Raw genomic sequence first — 19,546 nt, 5'->3', positions numbered from 1 at the left:
TCTTTAAATTTCTTTTAATTATTCTATTTTTATTGATATTATTTACATGCTCTTTATAGCTTTTTGAAAAAGAGTGTAGTCCATTTTTTTCATTTTTTACAAAATATAAATAATCTGTCTTAGCTGGAAAAATTGCAGCTTTTATTGCATCTAAACTTACAGCACAAATTGGATGTTCTGGAAGACCTCTATTTTTATAAGTATTATATGAACTATTGTCTTCTTTTATTCTTTGTGATGTGATTTTAATATGTGAATATTTACCATAATTTAAAGTTCCATCCATTTGTAGCTTCATGCCTTTTTTTAATCTATTGTGTATTACACTTGAAACAATTGGCATTTCATCACTATTTGCAGCCTCTTTTTGAATTACAGAAGCTAATGTAATATAGTAATACCATCTTTTTTTATCATACTCTCCAAATATTTTATTTGAGATACTTTCATATTGTTTATTTGTAGTTGAAAAAAGATAAAATAGAAGGTGATCTTCTTTCATACCATAAGGTAAAGAGTATGTATCAGCTAAAATATTTCCATCTTTTTTATATGCATATTTATCGTAAACTTTTTGAAGATTTTTTCTTGAAAGATTCATCTTTTTTGATATATCATTTAAAAAAACATAAGAAGTTTCTCCTGGAATTAATGTAATATCTTTTAAAGCAGCTTTTGATGTAGTGATTTTATATAAAAAGTCAGCTTTTGTAAGATAGTTTTCTTTTATATCAATCCAACCACTTTGTGGATAGCCTAAAAATCTAAGATAAACTTTGTCTATAAGTCCTAGTTCATATCCTGATTTATTTAAATATGTTATAATACTATTTGTACTACCTTTAGGTATAAATATAACTTTTGTTGTACTTAATGGTAATGTTAAATAAAATAGTATAACTATAGAAAAGACAAGGATAAGTTCAGTAATGTCAAAAAGAATTAAACTCTTTATTCTCTCACTTGTCTGTTTAGTTTTTGCATTTGTTTTTTTATTATTTTTTGGCATAAAAATTGATTCAATCTCTTTTGGTGAAGTTTCAGTTTCGAAATTGTATATAAAGTTTGATAAAAAACTTATTGTAAATATAAAACAGCTAACATTTAAATCAAATAAACAAGAGACAAATAACTCTCTTGATAACCTAAAAACCAATATTAAGAGGCTTCCTTCTTTATTAGAATATTTTAAAGAAATTAATATTGAAACATTAAAAATAAATGATAATATTTTTACAATTTATTATGATAAAAAGCATCTTTATTTAGATAATCAGTATTTAAACTTATCTTCAAAAATAGATGTTCATTCAAAAAGTATAACCTTAGATCTTTACTCTTTATATTTAAAAGATTTAAAACTTTTTTTTAAAGGTAAAGTAAAAGTCAATATGTTCAAAGAAATTGTTACATATTTAGGAAAATATTCTTACAAAGATGTTTCAGGAGAATTGAACTTACAAGCTGATAAAGATTATTTGGATTTTTATATAAATACAAATGAGTTAGATAATATTAAGTTTGTAAAAGATTTTGTACGCTTATCAAGTAATATTGCAGAAGCTTGGATGTATGATAATGTAACTGGTAAGATGAAACTTAATTATTTTTATGGGAAATTAAAAACAGATACTTTTGAACCTGTTTTAGACTCTTTTGAGGGTAATGCAACTATAGAAAATGCAAAAATAAGATTTCATAAAAATGCTAAAACTGTAAACACTAAAAAACTAAGTGTTGATTATGAAGATGATAAATTAAAATTTACAATGGAAAAACCAACTTATGATAAAACAAAACTATATGGAAGTTCTGTTGTAATTAATAATCTTACAAGTGAAGCAAATGGTGAAGTTGTTGTTAATATAAAAACAAAAAGTGCATTAAATGATGATATCTTAGGTATTTTAAAAGCATATGATATTTACTTACCCCTTAAACAAACAAAAGGAGTTACAAACTCAACTTTTACTTTAGTTGTTCCATATTTATTAGAAAAAGATATGAAAACAACTGGTTATTTTGAAGCGAAAAATTCAACTTTTAAGTTACAAAACTTTGAATTTTTTACAAAAGATGCAAAAGTTCAATTGCAAGGTTCAAATGTAATTATTAAAAACTCACATATTAAACATCAAGATATGTTTGAGGGAAGATTAAATTTAAATATTGATACAAATAACTCTTTAGCAAAAGGAGATGTTCTTTTAAACTCTTTGCAAATAAAAAGCTCTGATGAAGATATAATTAATGCAAAAGATTTAAAAACAGCAATTGCTATTGATTTTACAAAAGATACAATTTTAAAATTTGATGACATAAATACAAAACTAAGTATTAAAAAAGATAGTATAGATATTAATATAGAAGAACTTTTACAAATTTATGAGTATTCTGCTTTATTAAAGAAATTGAATATAAAAAATGGAAGTATTGATTTAGAAGTTTTTAACAATAATAAAATCGACTTTAATTTACTTCTTGATAATCTTGAATATCCTATTTTTAAAAATAATAAAAAGATAAATAAACTTAATTTCTTGGGACAAATACGAAATGAAGATTTATTTATATCAAGCAAAAAGAAAAATATAATTATTAAAAAAATAGCTAATATGCCCCTTGAAGTCAAACTAAGCTCTTTTGATATAAATGCAGATGAGTTTAAAAAAAGTTCAAGTAAAACAAATAATATATCAAATGAAAATATAAATTTACATATGAAAAATATGAATTTAACAATTGATAAAAATGAGTATTTTACCAACGAAGCATTTGTAAATATAAAAGACTCAAAAGTTAACTTCAAAGGAGATTTTGATACTTTGGTTTTTCCTTTTTATAAAGATACAAAACAAGTTACAAGCTATAATTTAAACGGTATTTATGATTTAAAAAAAGAGAATTTACAATTAAAAACAGATGATAAAAAAGTTGCATTATATATAGTTCCAAAGAAAAGTTTAAAATTAAACTTACAAGATTATGATTTGCATGTTAGAACTAAAGATGATAATAGTGATTTAAGTAGTTTTGAAACTTTAGAAATAGATGCACAAAATTCAAATATTGTTATAAATGATAAGTATAAAGCATTGGCTAAAAAGTATCATATAAAAGCAGATGAAAATGAACAAAGTTTTACTTTAGAAAATAAGAAGATATTAGTTACTTATAAAAAAGATAAAGATAAAAAAATAAAAATAAAAGCTAATAATTTAAATGATAAGTTTATAAATACTTTAGCAAATAAAGAAGTTTTAAAAGGTGGTAGTGTTGTTTTTATTGCATCAGGAGATGAAAAGAGTTTAGATGGAAAAGTTATATTAAGTGAAAATAAGATTGAAAACCTTTCAATTATTACAAATATTGTAACACTAATTAATACTTCACCTGCATTGATAAATCCACTATTAGCAATTCCATCGATTGCTTCAATGGCTTCAAGTGAGGGTTTTGCTTTAAATGGTTATAAAGTAAATGATGGATATATAGATTTTGTTTATAATTTTGAAACAAATTTTTTAAACTTAAATGAGATAGTTACTGTTGGAAATGGTATTGATTTTGAGGGTAAAATGATGGTTGATCTTGATTCAAGAGTAATTGATGGAAAATTAAATCTTATCTTTTTTAAAGGTTATTCAAGTGTTGTAGGCTCTATTCCTGTACTTAATTATGTATTCTTAGGTGATAAAAAGCGAGTTGAAACACAAATTGAATTAAGTGGAACTTTAGATGAGCCTAAAATTGTATCAAATATTGCAAAAGATTCAATAAATGCTCCTGTAAATGTAATAAAAAGAATTATCAAATCGCCATTGAAACTATTTGAATAAATGAGTAGAAAAGTTTATTCTACTCATTTCTTAATACATCAATAACATCTATTTTAGTTGCTTTTTTAGCAGGATAATATGAAGATAAAGTAACAATAACAGCAGCACCAATAACAATTGAAATAAAGTCAATTGAGTCTAAATCAAGGGGAAGTTTTGATGTTCCATATACATCAGCAGGAAGAGAAATAATCTCAAAAGTATCTAGTATCCACATACCAAAAAATCCCAAGAAAACTCCAATAACAATTCCTGAAAAACCAATAATAGTACCAAGTTTTAAAAAGATTGACTTTATCTCTTTAGCACTAGCTCCCATAGATAAAAGTAGGGCGATCTCTTTTCTTCTACTCATAACAGTCATAAGAAGTGATGAGATAATATTTAATGATGCAACAAGAATAATAAGCATAAGTACTATAAAAAGTGCTTTTTTCTCCATTTGCATTGCTGCAAAGAAGTTTCCATTTTGTTGCCACCATCCAACAATTCCAACTCCTTCTTTTTTTAAATCTTTTCTTAAAATCTCTATATCATCAAAAGCGTTATTTGAATAAACATGTATTCCATCAAAGCTGTTTGAGTCTTTTTGCATTATAGTTTGTAGTGATTCAATTGAAGTATAAATATATGCTTTATCATAAGCGTGAAGCCCTGAACTAAATGCACTTTTATATTTGAATCTTTTCATTTTTGGCATCATAGAAAATCCACTTGGATTTAATGAAGTGAAATATAAAGTTACTCTATCATCTTTTAATAAAAATAACTCATCTTTAATGCCTTGACCTACTACAATATCATACTTTTTTAAATCAAAATTTTTAACTGCTTCTTTATATATTGAGTTAATATTAGCCTCTTTTTTTTGATCAACTCCAAAAATAACTGCACCACTCATCTTATCACCACTTTGAACAATTGCTTGAGATGTTAAGTATGGAGAAAATTTTAAGTTTGGATAGTTTTTTTCAAGTTTAGATAATAGCTCTTTATTAACACTATTTTGATACTTTGGATATATTGAAAGAGGGTAGTTCATTGTAAAAAGTTTTTTTTCAAACTCTTTTGCAGTACCATTCATAATAGCCATAGAAATAATTAATACCATTACTCCAATAGCAACACCAATAAATGCCAAGATGGCACTTACTGATATAAAAGGATTTTTTTTATCAAACCTAAGATATTTTTTTACTATAAAGTTTACTAACTCTTTATTCAACATTAATTTCCTGCTACTAAACCTCTTTTAGGTCCACTCTTTCCGCAACAGTTTTTATATTTTTTACCAGAACCACAAGGGCAAGGCTCATTTCTTGCTATTCTTTTCTCTTTTTTTTCAATTTTTTCTTCAAAATTAGTTTGTAAGTTTTCAGTAGCTTCTTCCATTTGAGCTCTCATCTTCTCAATAGCTTCTTGCTCTTTTTGCGCATCTTCTTTATTTTGAAGTTGAATCGTAAATAAAATTTTTATAATTTCATGTTTAATTGAAGCAATTAAATCAATAAACATATTATAAGACTCTTTTTTATACTCAACCAATGGATCTTTTTGATTATATCCTCTAAGCCCAATACCTGTTTTTAGTGTATCCATTGAGTATAAATGTTCTCTCCATGCATTATCTAAGATTTGTAAGTATAAAATTCTTTCAATTTCACTTCTTTGTTCAGGTGCTGCAATACTCATCTTATCTTCATAAATTGTTTTTATCATCTCAATTAGTTTGTTTTCCAATGATTCATAAGAATCACTTACAATATCATCTTTTTCAACTATTAAATTTAACTCTTCTTTTAATTTTTGAACTACAAAGTCATAATTAAAATCTTCAGCTGCCATTCCGTCAATTATTTCAGCTTCACTTAGTAAAGTTTGAACATACTCAGCTCTATTTTCTTCAAGTTTACTAGCAATATCAAAATTTGGATCTAATAAATCATCTCTAAAATTATAAATTACTTTTCTTTGTTCATTGGCAACATCATCATACTCAAGTAGATGTTTTCTACTTTCAAAGTGCATTGATTCAACTTTTTTCTGTGCATTTTCAACAGCTCTTGTCACCATTTTAGATTCAATATGTTCACCTTCTTCAATACCAAGTCTATCCATGATTTTGCTGATTTTATCACTTCCAAAAATTCTAAGCAAATTATCTTCTAATGATAAATAAAATTGTGATTCACCAACATCACCTTGTCTACCAGCTCTACCTCTTAATTGGTTGTCAATTCTTCTTGATTCATGTCTTTCAGTACCAATGATTGCTAATCCACCAAGATCTAAAGTCTCTTTAGTAAGTTTAATATCAACTCCACGACCAGCCATATTTGTTGCAATTGTTACAGCACCTTTTTCACCAGCTTTTTCAATAATTTTCCCCTCTTTTTCATGCTGTTTTGCATTTAAAACTGTATGGGGAACTTTTTCTTTTGTTAATAAATTATGTAAAAGTTCTGATTTCTCAATTGAAGCTGTACCAACTAATACAGGTTGCCCTTTTTTATTGTATTCTTTTATTTTTGCACAAACTGCATTGAACTTTTCTCTTTCACTTTTATAAATAAGATCATTTTTATCAAGTCTTGCAATTGGTACATTTGTAGGAATAGATACAACATCAAGATTATATATTTCTGCAAACTCTGTTGCTTCTGTTTGAGCAGTACCTGTCATACCAGCTAGTTTCTTATACATTCTAAAGTAGTTTTGAAAAGTAACATCTGCTAGTGTTTGAGACTCTTCTTGAATAGCAACACCTTCTTTTGCTTCTAAAGCTTGATGTAATCCATCACTAAATCTCCTACCCTCACTTAATCTTCCCGTAAACTCATCAACAATAATTACTTCATTATCTTTTACTACATAATCAACATCTTTTTCAAAAATATAGTTTGCTTTTAGTGCTTGGTCAAGATTATGAGAAAGCATTGCATTCTCTAATGAGTACATATTATCAACGCCATATAGTTTTTCTGCTTTTGAAATACCTTCTTCTGTAATTAAAATAGTTCTATTTTTTTCATCAACTGTAAAGTCACCAGTTGAATATGGTTTTTCATCAGCAGATTTTGGCTCAATTAATTCACCTTTTTCTAATTTTAATGCAATTTCATTAGATCGTACATAATCAGAATTTTTATGATTTGCAGGTCCAGAGATAATAAGTGGAGTTCTTGCTTCATCAATTAAAATAGAGTCAACTTCATCAACTATTACAAAGTTATGACCTCTTTGAACCTTTTCTTCAATATCTAAAGTCATATTTGATCTTAAATAATCAAATGCAAACTCATTGTTTGTTCCATAAGTGATATCGCAATTGTATTGCTCTTTTCTTTCTAAATCATCTTTGATCTCACCTAAGATAACACCTACACTAAAACCAAAAAAGTTATATAATTTTTCTAATTCAAGGGCATCCCTTTGAGCTAGATAATCATTTACAGTCACAACGTGAACACCTTTTTTAGTCATTGCATTTAAAATAACTGGTAAAGTAGCAACTAATGTTTTACCCTCACCAGTTTTCATCTCTGCAATTCTTCCATCATGCAAAACCATACCACCAATTAGCTGTACATCAAAGTGTCTCATTCCCAAGATTCTTTTACTTGCTTCCCTTGTTAGGGCAAATGAGTCATTTAAAACATCATCTAAAGTTTTTTCTTCATTTAATACTGATTGTTTTAACTCTTCAAAGCTTTTTTGTAAAGCTTCGTCACTTTGATTTTCATATTTACTTTCTAAGGCTGTAATAGCATTTGCTCTTTTTTTATATCTTTTTACTTCTCTATCATTTTTATTACCAAATAGCATTGCAAATACATTTAACATAAAATAAATTCCTTTTCGTTATAATCACAAATATTATATAAAAATTAAGGTTAAAGTATGTTTTATAGGTTTATTTTTCTTTTAGGAATTTTTATTCTTTCAAGTTGTTTTGCAAATGTATTTAAAGATTTAAAAAGTTTTAAAGCTGATTTTACACAAGAGATTAAAAATAGTTCAAATAGTAGTATTAAATATGAAGGTGAAGTTTTTATAAAAAGTAGTGGTAAAGTACTTTGGAAGTATAAAGCACCTGTATTTAAAAATGTTTATATAAATGAAGATTTTGCAATAGTTGATGAGCCTGATTTAGAACAAGCTATATTTACTTCATTGGATAATAAAGTAGATATAATTAGACTTTTAAATAGTGCAAAACAAATTAGTGAAAACAAGTATGAAACAAAACTTTATGAAACAAAGTATGAAATAACAATTAAAAATGAAAAAATTTCAAAAATATCATACACAGATAATTTAGAAAATAAAATTACAATATCTTTTTTTAATATTGAACAAAATATCAAATTAGAAGATAGTTTATTTAAATTTTTGGCCCCTGATTATTATGATATTATAAGAAAATAAAGATTATTTAGATAAGATTACAAAATATTAGGTACAACAGATGATAGCTTTTAATTAAGAGGAAAGTCCGAGCTGCTGTGAAGTATGGTTCCATTTAACGAATGGCTAGAGTAATCTAAGGGATAGTGCAACAGAGAATAAACCGCCCAGTTATTTGGGTAAGGGTGAAACGGTGAGGTAAGAGCTCACCAGACTTTTGAGTAATCTTAAGTGCTTTGTAAACCCAACCTGCAGCAAGAAGAGTGTGGTATTAACTTCACAATTATTGCTCTTCGCTAGAGTATTAAAGTAATTTAATACATAGATAAATTATCGTCAAAAACAAAACTCGGCTTATGTTGTGCCTAATACTTAATTAAATACTTTTTGATATAAAGAAGTATATGGATACTTTCCTTCGATATTTTTAACTTCAATATAAACTTTTTCTTTTATATAATTACAAAGTTCTTCTCTTTGTTTAGATGGGTTAGCATTATATAATCCTACACAAAGTGCATATGAATCTGCTAAAGCTTGTATATGAATCTTTCTTTGTTCATATTGAACTAACTCTTTTTTTATATTGTAAGAAAAAAACTTCACAAACAAATAAGCAAGTCCAAAACCTACAAATGATGATATAACTACTATTTTTAGATATTTTTTAAACATACATAATGATACAAAAAAAATCTAAATATTTATATTAAGTTGTATATTTATACAAATATAGATAAAATTACTTATGAAAAAAATGATTTTAAACTCAATAATAGTCTTATTTATTTTCTTATTTACAGCTTGTAGTCAAAAAGTAAATTATAAAGCAAGTAGTGATTCAAATAATTATAAAGTATCAAAAAAATATTGTGTTAAATCTAAAGTTTTTACAGATTATTCAAAAAAACAGATTAACTCTTTTTTATTAAAAGAGGCAAGAGAAGATGTTTTATTTGAGTTTTTAGATGAAAGTATTATTTCTCAAAACAACTCTTATGAAGAGTTTTTATCTAATAAAGAAGTAAAAATAGATAAAAAAATAGATTATTTTACAGATGATTATAAAGATTATTGTATAGAGTTTGATGCAACAGTTGCAAATCCGGTTTTTTTCTTTAATGATGTAAATTTAGAAGAGTATTCAAGACAAAATTCAGCAATATAGTTATATTTTTTTATCTCTTTGTTCTCTAAAAATATTTAAAAAATCTTCTCTTTTGTATAAAGTAGCTCCTAAATCAAATTTGTACTTCATATAAGGATGACCTAAGTTCCAAAAGTTAAAACCATTTTTTTCTAAATAGTTTGCCAATAAAACCAATTGAAGTTTTCCATAATTATTAAATCTTCTTTCTTTACTACTAAAGCCACTTAAACTTGTATAAATAGCTCCAACTTTATATCCAATCTCTCCTGCAACTATTTTTTTTGTAGTTTTATCTTCAATGCTACAAGCAATTAATTCAAAATCAATATTACCTTTATAGTTTTTTAAATTTAAAAGAGTTTGTTTATACTCTTTTACAATCCAAGAATCACCATGATATTCATTTATTTTATCTATAATCTTTTCAAAGTTTTCATGAACTTTAAACTCATAATCATTTTTTCTTAAAAGTTTTTCAACTTTTTTAGAGATATGAAGATTATCAAAAAACAGTACTGCATAATCAAATTGCATCTCTGGTAAAATAACAAACAGATTATCTTGTTCAAAAGATATACTAACAAAACCTTCATATGCAGCTTTTACATAAAAATCAATTGAAAAATCATCACTATAGTAATAATTTACTTTTTTATTATTGCAAATATAATTTATTGTCAGTTCATCATCTAAGCAACTTTTTGTAATGTAACTAATAATTTTAGATCCTTTAAATTAATTGTTTTTTTACAAATTCTAAGTAGTGCCCTTCTTGGTTTTGTAACTGATCATGTGAACCAACTTGAACTACTTCTCCATCATTTAATACATAAATAATATCAGCATTTTTAACTGTACTTAATCTATGTGCAATTGTTATTACTGTTTTATTTTCTAATATAGGTCTTAAAGCTTCAAAAAGCTTACTTTCTGTATGTACATCAAGTGCTGATGTTGATTCATCAAAAATTACAACTTTAGGGTTTGCTATTATCATTCTTGCTATTGATAGCCTTTGTCTTTGCCCACCACTTAATCTTACTCCATGTCTTCCTACAATTGTATCAAGGCCTTTTGGCATTTTTTCTATATCTTGTTTTAATTGTGCTATCTCTAATGCTTTATGAATTTTTTCATCAGATATTTTTTCATTGCCCATTGTAATATTAAATCGTAAACTATTATTAAATAAAATAGGCATTTGTAAAACAAGAAATATTGATTCTCTAAGGGATTGTTTATCAATTTCATCAATACTTATTCCATCATATAAAAGTTCTCCTTTTGATTTTGCATAAAAACTTGAAATAACTTGTGCTAAAGTTGTTTTACCACTTCCACTTGCACCAATTAATGCTACTTTATCTTTTGTTTTTATATTAAGAGATATGTTTTTTAAAGTTTGTTTATCTTTTGTATAACTAAAATATAAATTTTTAAGTTCTATATGAAGTCCATTATTTTCTGGAAGTTTTTTTATTCCGTTTTTTTCTGTTTTTAAATCTAAAATTCTATTTATTCTATTAAGTGCAGTTTTTGCTTGTGCATATGAGTATTGCATTGATAAAATATCTTGAACAGGAGTCATAATAAACCAAATGTATCCAAACATTGCAAACATCATCCCTATACTTAAATCACTATATGCAACCATTACAAGTCCAGATGCTCTTAAAATCTCAAATGCTGCTAAAAAAACAGTAAATGAAAATCTTTCATAAGCAATGCTTTTATAATTAAACTCATTTGAAGTATCTTGTACTTGTTTTGCTTTTTTTATACTTGTATTAAAAAACTCTTTTTCTTTATTGCTAGCTTTGATTTGTCCAAATAACTCTAAAACTTCACCTACATTTTCTTGAAAATTTTCAATTGCATTATTCTCTTCTTTTTTTAGTGTACCAACGCTTTTAGCTATTTTTTTAGAAATAAGCATGATTATTGGTTGAATAATTAATATCATTAGACCTAAAATGGGATGAATAGCAATAAGTACAATTGATACTGCAATTAAAGTTAAAATAGATGCAACAAATTTACTTGCACTTGTTATTATAAAATTATCAAGAGTATTTACATCTGTTACAAGATTTGCTCCAATAGCTCCACTTCCTAGGGTTTCATACTCATTCATTGATACAATTTTTAGATGGTTTAAAAGTTTTTCTCTTATTTTAAATGTTATAAATTTTCCAAGAGCTGTAAAGATTCTTGTGATTATTGCACTAAAAATAAAATGTATAAATCTTAGTAAAATAACAATTATTGTAACAATTGCAATATAATAAAATGCATTCCCACTTCCAAAAAAATCATTTATGTTATTTACAAAAAAGTTTGGTTTATTTAATAATACTTCATCAACTAGCGCAGGAAGCATTAGAGGAATTGGAATACTAATAAGTATTGCAATAACAGTAATTAATTGTCCAAAAATAAGTTGTTTTCTTTTTTGAAGTAAAAGTTGCCAAATATATTTAAAGGTGATTTTGTTTTTTGTCATAATATGTCCATATTTTAATATAGTTATCTTTTACAATAAAAATATTAAATAGAATATTAAAAAAATAGCTAGTTATTAATGTAGTATAAAAGCCTAAGCTTTTATACTAGTTTTGTATATCAAATTTATACTGTTTTACAATATTTACAACATCTATTGATATTTTATTTGTTCCTTTTGCAATATCATTTGTTCTATCTGCAATTGTTGCATTTTCTTGAGTAAATTTATCTAATTGATTAACTGCATCTGCTATTTGTGTCATTCCTATTGTTTGTTCTTTTGCTGCGTTTGTAACATCATCAATTAATCTATTTGTATGATTTATTTTATCTTCTAATTGAATAAATCCTTCAATCATTGATGAGCTAATTTGTTTACCGTCATTTGCTTTAATTGTAGCATTTTCAACAATTCTTTTAATTTCAGTTGCAGCTTGTGCACTTCTACTTGCAAGGTTTCTTACTTCTTGAGCAACAACTGCAAAGCCTTTACCTGCTTCTCCTGCTGTTGCTGCTTCTACTGCTGCATTTAAACTTAAAATATTTGTTTGAAATGCTATTTGATCAATTACAGTAATTGCTTGATTAATATCTGTAACTTGTTCATTTATTTCATCCATTGATTGGACAGTTTTTGAAGCTAGACTTTTACCTGTTTGTGCTGAGTTTTTTGTTTCTGAAGAAATTGAAAGCATCTCTTGAGCTTTTTCATTTGTATTTTTTATATTACTTGTTATCTCTTCAATACTTGCAGCTGTTTCTTCTAAACTCGCAGCTTGACTTGTCGCATTTTTGCTAATAACTTCAACATTTTGTGATAATTCATTTGAACTTTTTTCAAGTTTTATACCATCTTGATTATTTTGATTTAACATTTTCGTAATCATGTGGTTTAATTGCATTATTTCATTACCTATCTTTCCACAAGTAGCTGAATCTAGTTTTTTTGTAAAGTCATAATTTGAGTAACTTTCAAGTACAGAACTTAAACTATTAATATTAATACCAACAATATTTTGTAAATTTTCTAACATTGTATTTATTAGTTTTTTTAATTCCATTAAAGATTTAGACTCACTATCTTGAGTTACTCGTTTATCTAATAAACCATCATTTACAGATAATACAATGTCTTTAACATTATCAATAAGTTTTGCATCATCTTCTAATATTTTTTTAGTTTTTTCAATATTTTTATTTACTACATTTGACATCTTTCCTATTTCATCATTTGAAAGAATTTGAAGTTTTTTTGCATTTGTAGTCTCTTTGTTTAAGAATTTAAAGAAATCAAGCAATCCCTCTTCGAATTTTTTTATAGGATTTATAATAACTTTATTTGAGATAAAGATAAATATCAATGAGATAACAATTGCAACAATTAAAGATAATAGTATTGTATTAAATATTACACTATCAATCTCCTCTTTTGTTGTTTTTTTCATAACTTCAACTTCATTTTGCACATTATCTACATATGCACCAGTTCCAATAATCCAATCCCAGTCTTTAAATCTTTGAACATAAGAAAATTTTGGTTGATTAGCTTCAACTCCTGGTTTTGGCCAAGAGTATTTTACTAAGCCACCTTCTTTATTTTTATTGGCTACTTTAACAATTTCTTGATAGATTAATACTCCATTTGGGTCTTTAAGATTAGTTAGGTTCTTACCTTCATTTTGAGGTTTCGTAGGATGCATTACAACTACATGATTTGAATCATTAATCCAAAAATATCCATCTTCTCCATAAGTCATACTTGCTACTACTTCTTTTGCAAGTTTTTTAGTCTCATTAATGTCACTATTTTTATTTTTTTCAGCAATCATTTTGACACTATTGTATGCTGCTTCAACAAAATTCTTTAATTCATGTTCTTTTAATTTATATGCCTCTTGTTCGTATTTTGAGATATTTTTCTGGGAAATATCTTGAATAGAGTTTATTGAACTAATAATAATAATTACAGATACTGTAAAAATTGTCAGAATAACTAAAACTAGCAACTTTAATTTTATAGAGGCATTTTTCATTTTCTATTCCTTTTTTCATATCAAAATATTCTATTCTTAAAATATTTTAATATTACTTAATAAAAATAGTGTCTTAAAAATTATAAATATTAATCCATATATAATTTATATAATATTCATTTTTCTAATTTTGCGTATATTTTAAAATATAATAATTATTTTGTTAAAATGTAATTAATTTAATTTAAGGAAACACATGTCTAATAAATTGTCTAAGATAATATTTTTTGTTGTTTTTTTTGTGTCATTAATTTCAATTGTTACAATAGAAGTTTTCCATACAACTTATGAGTATGCTCAATATAAACAAAATCTAAAAAAACTAGAAAATGAGTTTATTAGTACAAATGAACAAAATTTAAAATTTGAAGTTCAAAAGGCTATATCCTTAATTGAGTTTAATTATGACAAAAAAGATAAACTTATAAATAAAAGTGTAAAGCAAAGAATACAAGAAGCTTACTCTTTAGCCAAAAGTTTATACGAAAAATATAAAAATGAAAAAACTAAAGAAGAGATATTAAAAATTATAAAAGATAGTTTAAGAAGCATAAAGTTTTATGATGGCTATGGTTATTATTCAATTTATGATTTTACAGGCAAAACCATAATGCATGGAGCCAATAAAGATTATGAGAATACTTATGCTCTTAAACAGTACAAAGATGAAAACAACAAAGCTATTTTAAATAGTATTATAAGCTTAGCAAAAACAAAAAATGAAGATTATATCAATTGGCGTTTTTTAGATCCAATTAGTAAAATAGAAGATACAAAAAAAGGATATTTTAAAGTATTTGAACCTTATAATTTGATTTTTCTAGTAGCTGATTATACTTCAAGAATTGAAAATGAACTTAAAAATGAAGCTTTAGAAAGAGTAAAGAAAATAGAATATAGTAATGATGGATATATTTTTATTCTTGATATTAAAGGTAATATTTTAGTTAATAAACATAGTAAATATGAAGGAAAGAATTTTTCAAATATAGAAAATTCAAGAGAAAAAGAAGTAGTTAGAAAAATTTTAAATAAGGTAGAAAAGAAGAATGAAACATTTATTAAATACTCTTGGATAAATCCAAATACTTTACAATATTCAGATAAATTAACTTATTTAGCAAAGTTTGAAAAATGGGGTTGGATTATTGGCACAGGTATTTATTTAGATAGTATGTATGAAAAATTAGATAATGAAAAGCAAAAATTAAAAGATGAAACCTTTTATAGAATACTCTATTCATTATGTGTGTTTTTTGTTATTTTTTGTTTTATTCTTTATATTACAAGAAAAATTACAAAAGAGATGAATGAAAACTTTTTACTTTTTTTAGATTTTTTTAAAAAAGCAAATAATAGTAATAAAAAAATAGATATTGATAATATAAAGTTTTATGAGTTTAAACAATTAGGAATAAATGCTAATAAAATGATAGATTCAAAAATTAGCAATGAAGAAAAATTAGAAGAAAAAAATAAAGAATCTCTTATAAATTTATCTTTATTAAATGAGTATAAAAAAGCTGTTGATGCAAGTGCTATTGTTTCAAAAACAAATATAGAAGGAGTTATTACTTTTGCAAATAAAAAGTTTTGTAAGGTTTCTGGATTTACAAAAGATGAGTTAATAGGCGCAAAACATAATTTAGTAAGACATCCAGATACAAAAAAAGAGATATATAAAGAACTTTGGACAACTATACTAAATAAAAGAGTATGGAAAGGTGTTTTAAAAAATAAAACAAAAAAAGGTAAAACATATTATGTAAAATCAACTATTGTTCCAATTTTAGACCTAAATAGTAATATAACAGAGTTTATTGCAATTAGATATGATATTAGCGATTTGATTAATCAAGAAAAAAGAATAAGATTACAAACTACAGATATACTTACTAATCTTCCAAATAGACAAAAGTTATTAGAAGATTTAAATGCTAAAAAAGGTTTAATTTTAGGTGTATTTAATATCTTAAGATTTAAAGAAGTCAATGAGTATTATGGCTTTGAAGTAGGGGATAAACTACTATTAGGTGTTGCACAAAAACTTCGAAGTTTATTAAAAGACAATAAGCTTTTTCTTTACAAACTTCAAGGCGATGAGTTTGCTATTTTGGTTAATAAAAATATCTTTTCATTAAAAGAGTTTAAAATCAAATGTGAAAACATTATACATAGTATTAAGCAAATAAAATTTGAAATTGAAGAAAATATTTTAGAAGTTAATCTAGTAGCTGGAATTTCAGCTGAGAAAAACTATTTTATAAATGCAGAAATGGCAAAAAATCATGCAAAAATTGAAAATAAAGATATTATAATATTTGATGAAAATAGAGAGATAAAAAGTAATCTAATTGAAAATATAAACTGGACGCAAAAATTAAAAAAAGCATTAAATGAAGATAGAATAGTAGTTTTTATTCAAGCTATCATCTCAAATGAAACACAAGAAATTGAAAAGTATGAGTGTTTAGTAAGAATGATTGATGAAGATGGCACAATTATCTCTCCTTTTAAATTTTTAAATATTGCAAAAAAATCTAAACTATACAATGCTTTAACACAAAAAGTTATCAAGAAGGCTTTTGATTATTTTGCTAATAAAGATATTGAATTTTCAATAAATCTAAGTTTAGAAGATATTTTACATAAGCCAACAATTGATTTTTTGGAAGAAAAACTTAAAGAGAATAGAAATGCTGCACAAAGACTTATTGTTGAAATAGTTGAAGAAGAGGGAATAGAAAACTATCAAGAGATTTGTGATTTTATAGAAAATTTAAAAAGTTATGGGTGTAAAATTGCAATTGATGATTTTGGAACAGGATATTCAAACTTTGAATATTTGATGAAATTAAATGTAGATATTGTAAAAATTGATGGTTCAATGATTAAGTATATAAATCAAGATTTAAATGCAAAAATAGTTACAGAACTTATAGTTACATTTGCTAAGAAGTTAAATATTAAAACTGTGGCTGAGTTTGTGCATTCTCAAGAGATAAATGAAATTGTTACAGATATGGGAATAGACTTTTCCCAAGGATTTTATTTAGGTGTTCCAAAGCCAATAAAGTAGAGCTTAAAGCTCTACTCTATAACCAATACCTGAAACATTTTTGATAATTGATTTATCAATTTTTCTTCTTAAGTCTTTTACAATAGAACGTAAAGCATCTTTAGTCATCTCACCTTCCCAAATGATTTGATTAAATTCTTCATAACTTACAGCTCTATCTTTATTTTTTATTAAAACATCAAAAAACTTAACTTCTTTAGAAGATAAAGATACTAACTCTTCATTTTTTAATAAAGTTTTATTAAATTTATCATATGTTAGTGTTTCTGATAACTTAATAATATTTGAACTATTTGAATCAATAATTCTAATGCAGTCTTTTAAAGAGTCTAGTAAAGTATTTAAATTAAAAGGATAAATTAAATACTTAATTAAATGCAACCTAACTGCTTCATAAAGCATTTTTTTATCTAGGTTTTCAGTTGTTATTATTACTTGTGCTTTTTTATTTACACTTCTTATCTCTTCTATAAAACTTTTTGGAGAAGTTTTTTCAAAAGAAACATTATAAATAATAATTTCTGGTTTTTCTTCTTTGTAAATCTTAATTGCACTTTCAGAACAATTTGTTTGAATAAAATTGTTACAATAAGATTTCAGTTCAGAAACAAAATACTCTTCTTTGTCTTTCTTGTCATTTACATACAAGATTTTAATATGTTTTAATGCATTCATTCTCATTCCTAATAATAAGTCTTAAGTAATCTTAACCTTAAAACATTAAAATATAATTTAACTAAAAAAATATAATTTTACTGTTTTTATATAAAAATAAATAATAATAAATCCTAGAAGAACTATAATATGGTATGTTTGCATATTTTATAATTATAATTAATAATTTTTTTTAAGGAGAAAGAAATTTTATAAAAAAACACAAATGTGACTTTTTTACTCAAAAATAGTCACTAGATAGTCATAAATGTATATTTTGAAACTAAGAAATTTTTAACTATAATATATAAATTTAAAGAAAAAGAGTTTAAATGTTGTTAAATAGAAATACTCAAATTAATGAACTTGAAAAAAATTATGCTGTACCAAGTTCAAAATTACAGTTTATATTCGGACGAAAATATATAGGGAAAACAGCATTAGTTACTCACTTTTTAAAAAATAAAAACTCTATTTTTATTTCTTTGAATGATATGAGTAGTAATCTATTTTTTTCAGTAATAGCAGATGAAATAATAAATCACTTTGGTATTTACAACAGTAACCAAAAATTCACTACTTTTGAAGATGTTTTACTACTTTTATCCAAACAAGAAATTGAAGAAAAATTGATAATTGTTTTTGAAGATTTTCAAAATATTTTAAAACTTGATAAAAATGCATTAGATGCATTGATTTTATATTGGAAAAAAAAATTAAGTAAAAAAAATATTTATTTTATGGTTACTAGTTCTATTATATTTAAAGAAGAGTATATTCAAAGTTTAGAAAAAATTTCATCTATGCTTTATTTAAATAGTTTAAAATTTAATACAATAAACAATATTGTCAAAAATCTATCAAAAGTTGACCAACTATGTTTATATACTTTATTAGGTACTTCTCCTAAATATTTGAAATATTATAATAAAAACATGAATTTAGCAGAAAATATTTATGCAATATTTTTATCATCAAATTCATATTTATCAAATTTGGGTATTGATATATTAAAAGCTGAAATACAAGATATTGGAACATACTGCTCAATACTATATGCAATCTCTCTTGGAAAAACAAAAATAGGAGATATAGCTACTTTTTTAAATGTAAAGTCAACTTATCTTACAAGATATATTCAAAAGTTACTAGATATGATGATTATAATAAAGCAAGTACCTATAAATAGTGATGAAAAAAGTACTAAGTTTGGAAGATATTTAATTGAAGATAATGCTTTGAAATTTTGGTTTTATTATATTTATCCAAATAAAGCTGCTATTCAAAAAGAGAATTTGAATTTTATAACAAAAAAAATTCAAGAAGATTTTATGAGTAAAACAGTTCAAAGTAGTTATAAAAAATATATAAAAGAGTATATTAATAATAATAAACGAGAAACATTAGGATATGAACCAAGCAATATTGGAAGTTGGTGGGATAATAATGGAAATGTTATTGATTTGATTGCTTATGATAAAAAAACTATTACTTTTATTCTAATTTTGTGGCAAGATGAAGATATGGCAAAAATCTCATATGGAAAACTAAAAGTTATTTCAGAAAAAGTTGAAACAACATTACAAAAGAAGTATATAATTGTTTCTAAAAATAGCTTTTTAAATAGTAATATAGGTTTATGATTTAATTAAGTAAAAAATTAACAAAATTAATATAAGTATGTTTTTAAACATATTTATTTTAAATTCTCAAAACTATAATAAAAACTCTATTATTAAACTATTGTTGAAAAAAATAAAACATTTATATGTTGTACAACATATAAAAAACATAAAAAATAAATTTTTTTTAAAATTAATACATTAAAATTAGATATAATAAGTAAAAATAACAATAAAGTAACACTTAAGGCTAAACA

The 19,546-nt window shown here is 24.6% G+C and carries 12 protein-coding genes, 1 other RNA gene and 1 pseudogene; 6 read left to right on the top strand and 8 right to left on the bottom strand.

Annotated elements, in window-relative coordinates; translation table 11 throughout:
- Nucleotides 1-31: 31 nt before the first annotated feature.
- Nucleotides 32-1,009 (bottom strand): annotated as a pseudogene (gene mltG, locus ACAN_RS08195) (endolytic transglycosylase MltG); the annotation flags it as partial.
- Here mltG and ACAN_RS08190 point away from each other — a divergent pair.
- Nucleotides 930-3,839, top strand: a complete 2,910-nt coding sequence (locus ACAN_RS08190; RefSeq protein ID WP_099333400.1) for a YhdP family protein — start codon at nt 930-932, stop codon at nt 3,837-3,839. The pseudogene mltG and the gene ACAN_RS08190 overlap by 80 nt on opposite strands.
- A gap of 19 nt (nt 3,840-3,858) precedes the next feature.
- On the opposite strand, the gene ACAN_RS08185 is transcribed toward ACAN_RS08190, so the two are convergent.
- Together ACAN_RS08185 and secA are read right to left on the bottom strand one after the other, a co-directional pair.
- The gene (locus ACAN_RS08185; RefSeq protein ID WP_099333569.1) at nt 3,859-5,064 is read right to left on the bottom strand and encodes an ABC transporter permease; all 1,206 of its coding nucleotides are present in this window, start codon (nt 5,062-5,064) and stop codon (nt 3,859-3,861) included.
- 2 nt (nt 5,065-5,066) lie between these two features.
- Nucleotides 5,067-7,682, bottom strand: a complete 2,616-nt coding sequence (secA, locus tag ACAN_RS08180; protein WP_099333399.1) for a preprotein translocase subunit SecA — start codon at nt 7,680-7,682, stop codon at nt 5,067-5,069.
- A gap of 57 nt (nt 7,683-7,739) precedes the next feature.
- On the opposite strand from secA, the gene lolA reads away from it, so the two are divergent.
- On the top strand, nt 7,740-8,267 hold the full coding sequence (gene lolA, locus ACAN_RS08175; RefSeq protein WP_099333398.1) for a LolA-like outer membrane lipoprotein chaperone: 528 nt from the start codon (nt 7,740-7,742) through the stop codon (nt 8,265-8,267).
- Between the two features lie 28 nt (nt 8,268-8,295).
- Nucleotides 8,296-8,618, top strand: an RNA gene (gene rnpB, locus ACAN_RS08170) — RNase P RNA component class A.
- Here rnpB and ACAN_RS08165 read toward each other — a convergent pair.
- The gene (locus ACAN_RS08165; RefSeq protein ID WP_079577754.1) at nt 8,619-8,921 is read right to left on the bottom strand and encodes a hypothetical protein; all 303 of its coding nucleotides are present in this window, start codon (nt 8,919-8,921) and stop codon (nt 8,619-8,621) included.
- A gap of 73 nt (nt 8,922-8,994) precedes the next feature.
- Here ACAN_RS08165 and ACAN_RS08160 point away from each other — a divergent pair, with 73 nt between their 5' ends.
- The gene (locus ACAN_RS08160; protein WP_099333397.1) at nt 8,995-9,414 is read left to right on the top strand and encodes a hypothetical protein; all 420 of its coding nucleotides are present in this window, start codon (nt 8,995-8,997) and stop codon (nt 9,412-9,414) included.
- Here the strand turns inward: ACAN_RS08160 and ACAN_RS08155 are convergent, their stop codons facing one another.
- From ACAN_RS08155 to ACAN_RS08145, 3 genes are all read right to left on the bottom strand, one after another.
- Nucleotides 9,415-10,014, bottom strand: a complete 600-nt coding sequence (locus ACAN_RS08155; protein WP_265734348.1) for a GNAT family protein — start codon at nt 10,012-10,014, stop codon at nt 9,415-9,417.
- 112 nt (nt 10,015-10,126) lie between these two features.
- Nucleotides 10,127-11,899 carry an ABC transporter ATP-binding protein gene (locus ACAN_RS08150; RefSeq protein ID WP_099333396.1) on the bottom strand — a complete coding sequence of 591 codons (1,773 nt, stop codon included), beginning with the start codon at nt 11,897-11,899 and terminating at the stop codon, nt 10,127-10,129.
- Between the two features lie 106 nt (nt 11,900-12,005).
- Nucleotides 12,006-13,934: a methyl-accepting chemotaxis protein gene (locus tag ACAN_RS08145; protein ID WP_099333395.1), complete on the bottom strand. Its 1,929-nt coding sequence runs from the start codon at nt 13,932-13,934 to the stop codon at nt 12,006-12,008.
- Nucleotides 13,935-14,130: 196 nt separating this feature from the next.
- Here ACAN_RS08145 and ACAN_RS08140 point away from each other — a divergent pair, with 196 nt between their 5' ends.
- A complete protein-coding gene (locus ACAN_RS08140) occupies nt 14,131-17,013 on the top strand; it encodes a cache domain-containing protein (RefSeq protein WP_099333394.1) in 2,883 nt (960 codons plus the stop codon).
- A 3-nt stretch (nt 17,014-17,016) separates the two neighbouring features.
- Here ACAN_RS08140 and ACAN_RS08135 read toward each other — a convergent pair whose 3' ends face one another.
- Nucleotides 17,017-17,688 carry a winged helix-turn-helix domain-containing protein gene (locus ACAN_RS08135; protein WP_165773025.1) on the bottom strand — a complete coding sequence of 224 codons (672 nt, stop codon included), beginning with the start codon at nt 17,686-17,688 and terminating at the stop codon, nt 17,017-17,019.
- A gap of 311 nt (nt 17,689-17,999) precedes the next feature.
- Here ACAN_RS08135 and ACAN_RS08130 point away from each other — a divergent pair, with 311 nt between their 5' ends.
- Nucleotides 18,000-19,310 (top strand): ATP-binding protein, encoded by a 1,311-nt coding sequence (locus ACAN_RS08130; protein WP_099333392.1) that lies wholly within the window; start codon nt 18,000-18,002, stop codon nt 19,308-19,310.
- Nucleotides 19,311-19,546: the final 236 nt, after the last annotated feature.

Origin of the sequence: Malaciobacter canalis (genome assembly GCF_008000835.1) — a bacterium.
GTDB lineage: Bacteria > Campylobacterota > Campylobacteria > Campylobacterales > Arcobacteraceae > Malaciobacter > Malaciobacter canalis.
The sequence above is the reverse complement of the archived record's forward strand: the minus strand, read 5'-3'. Positions and strand labels throughout refer to the sequence as shown.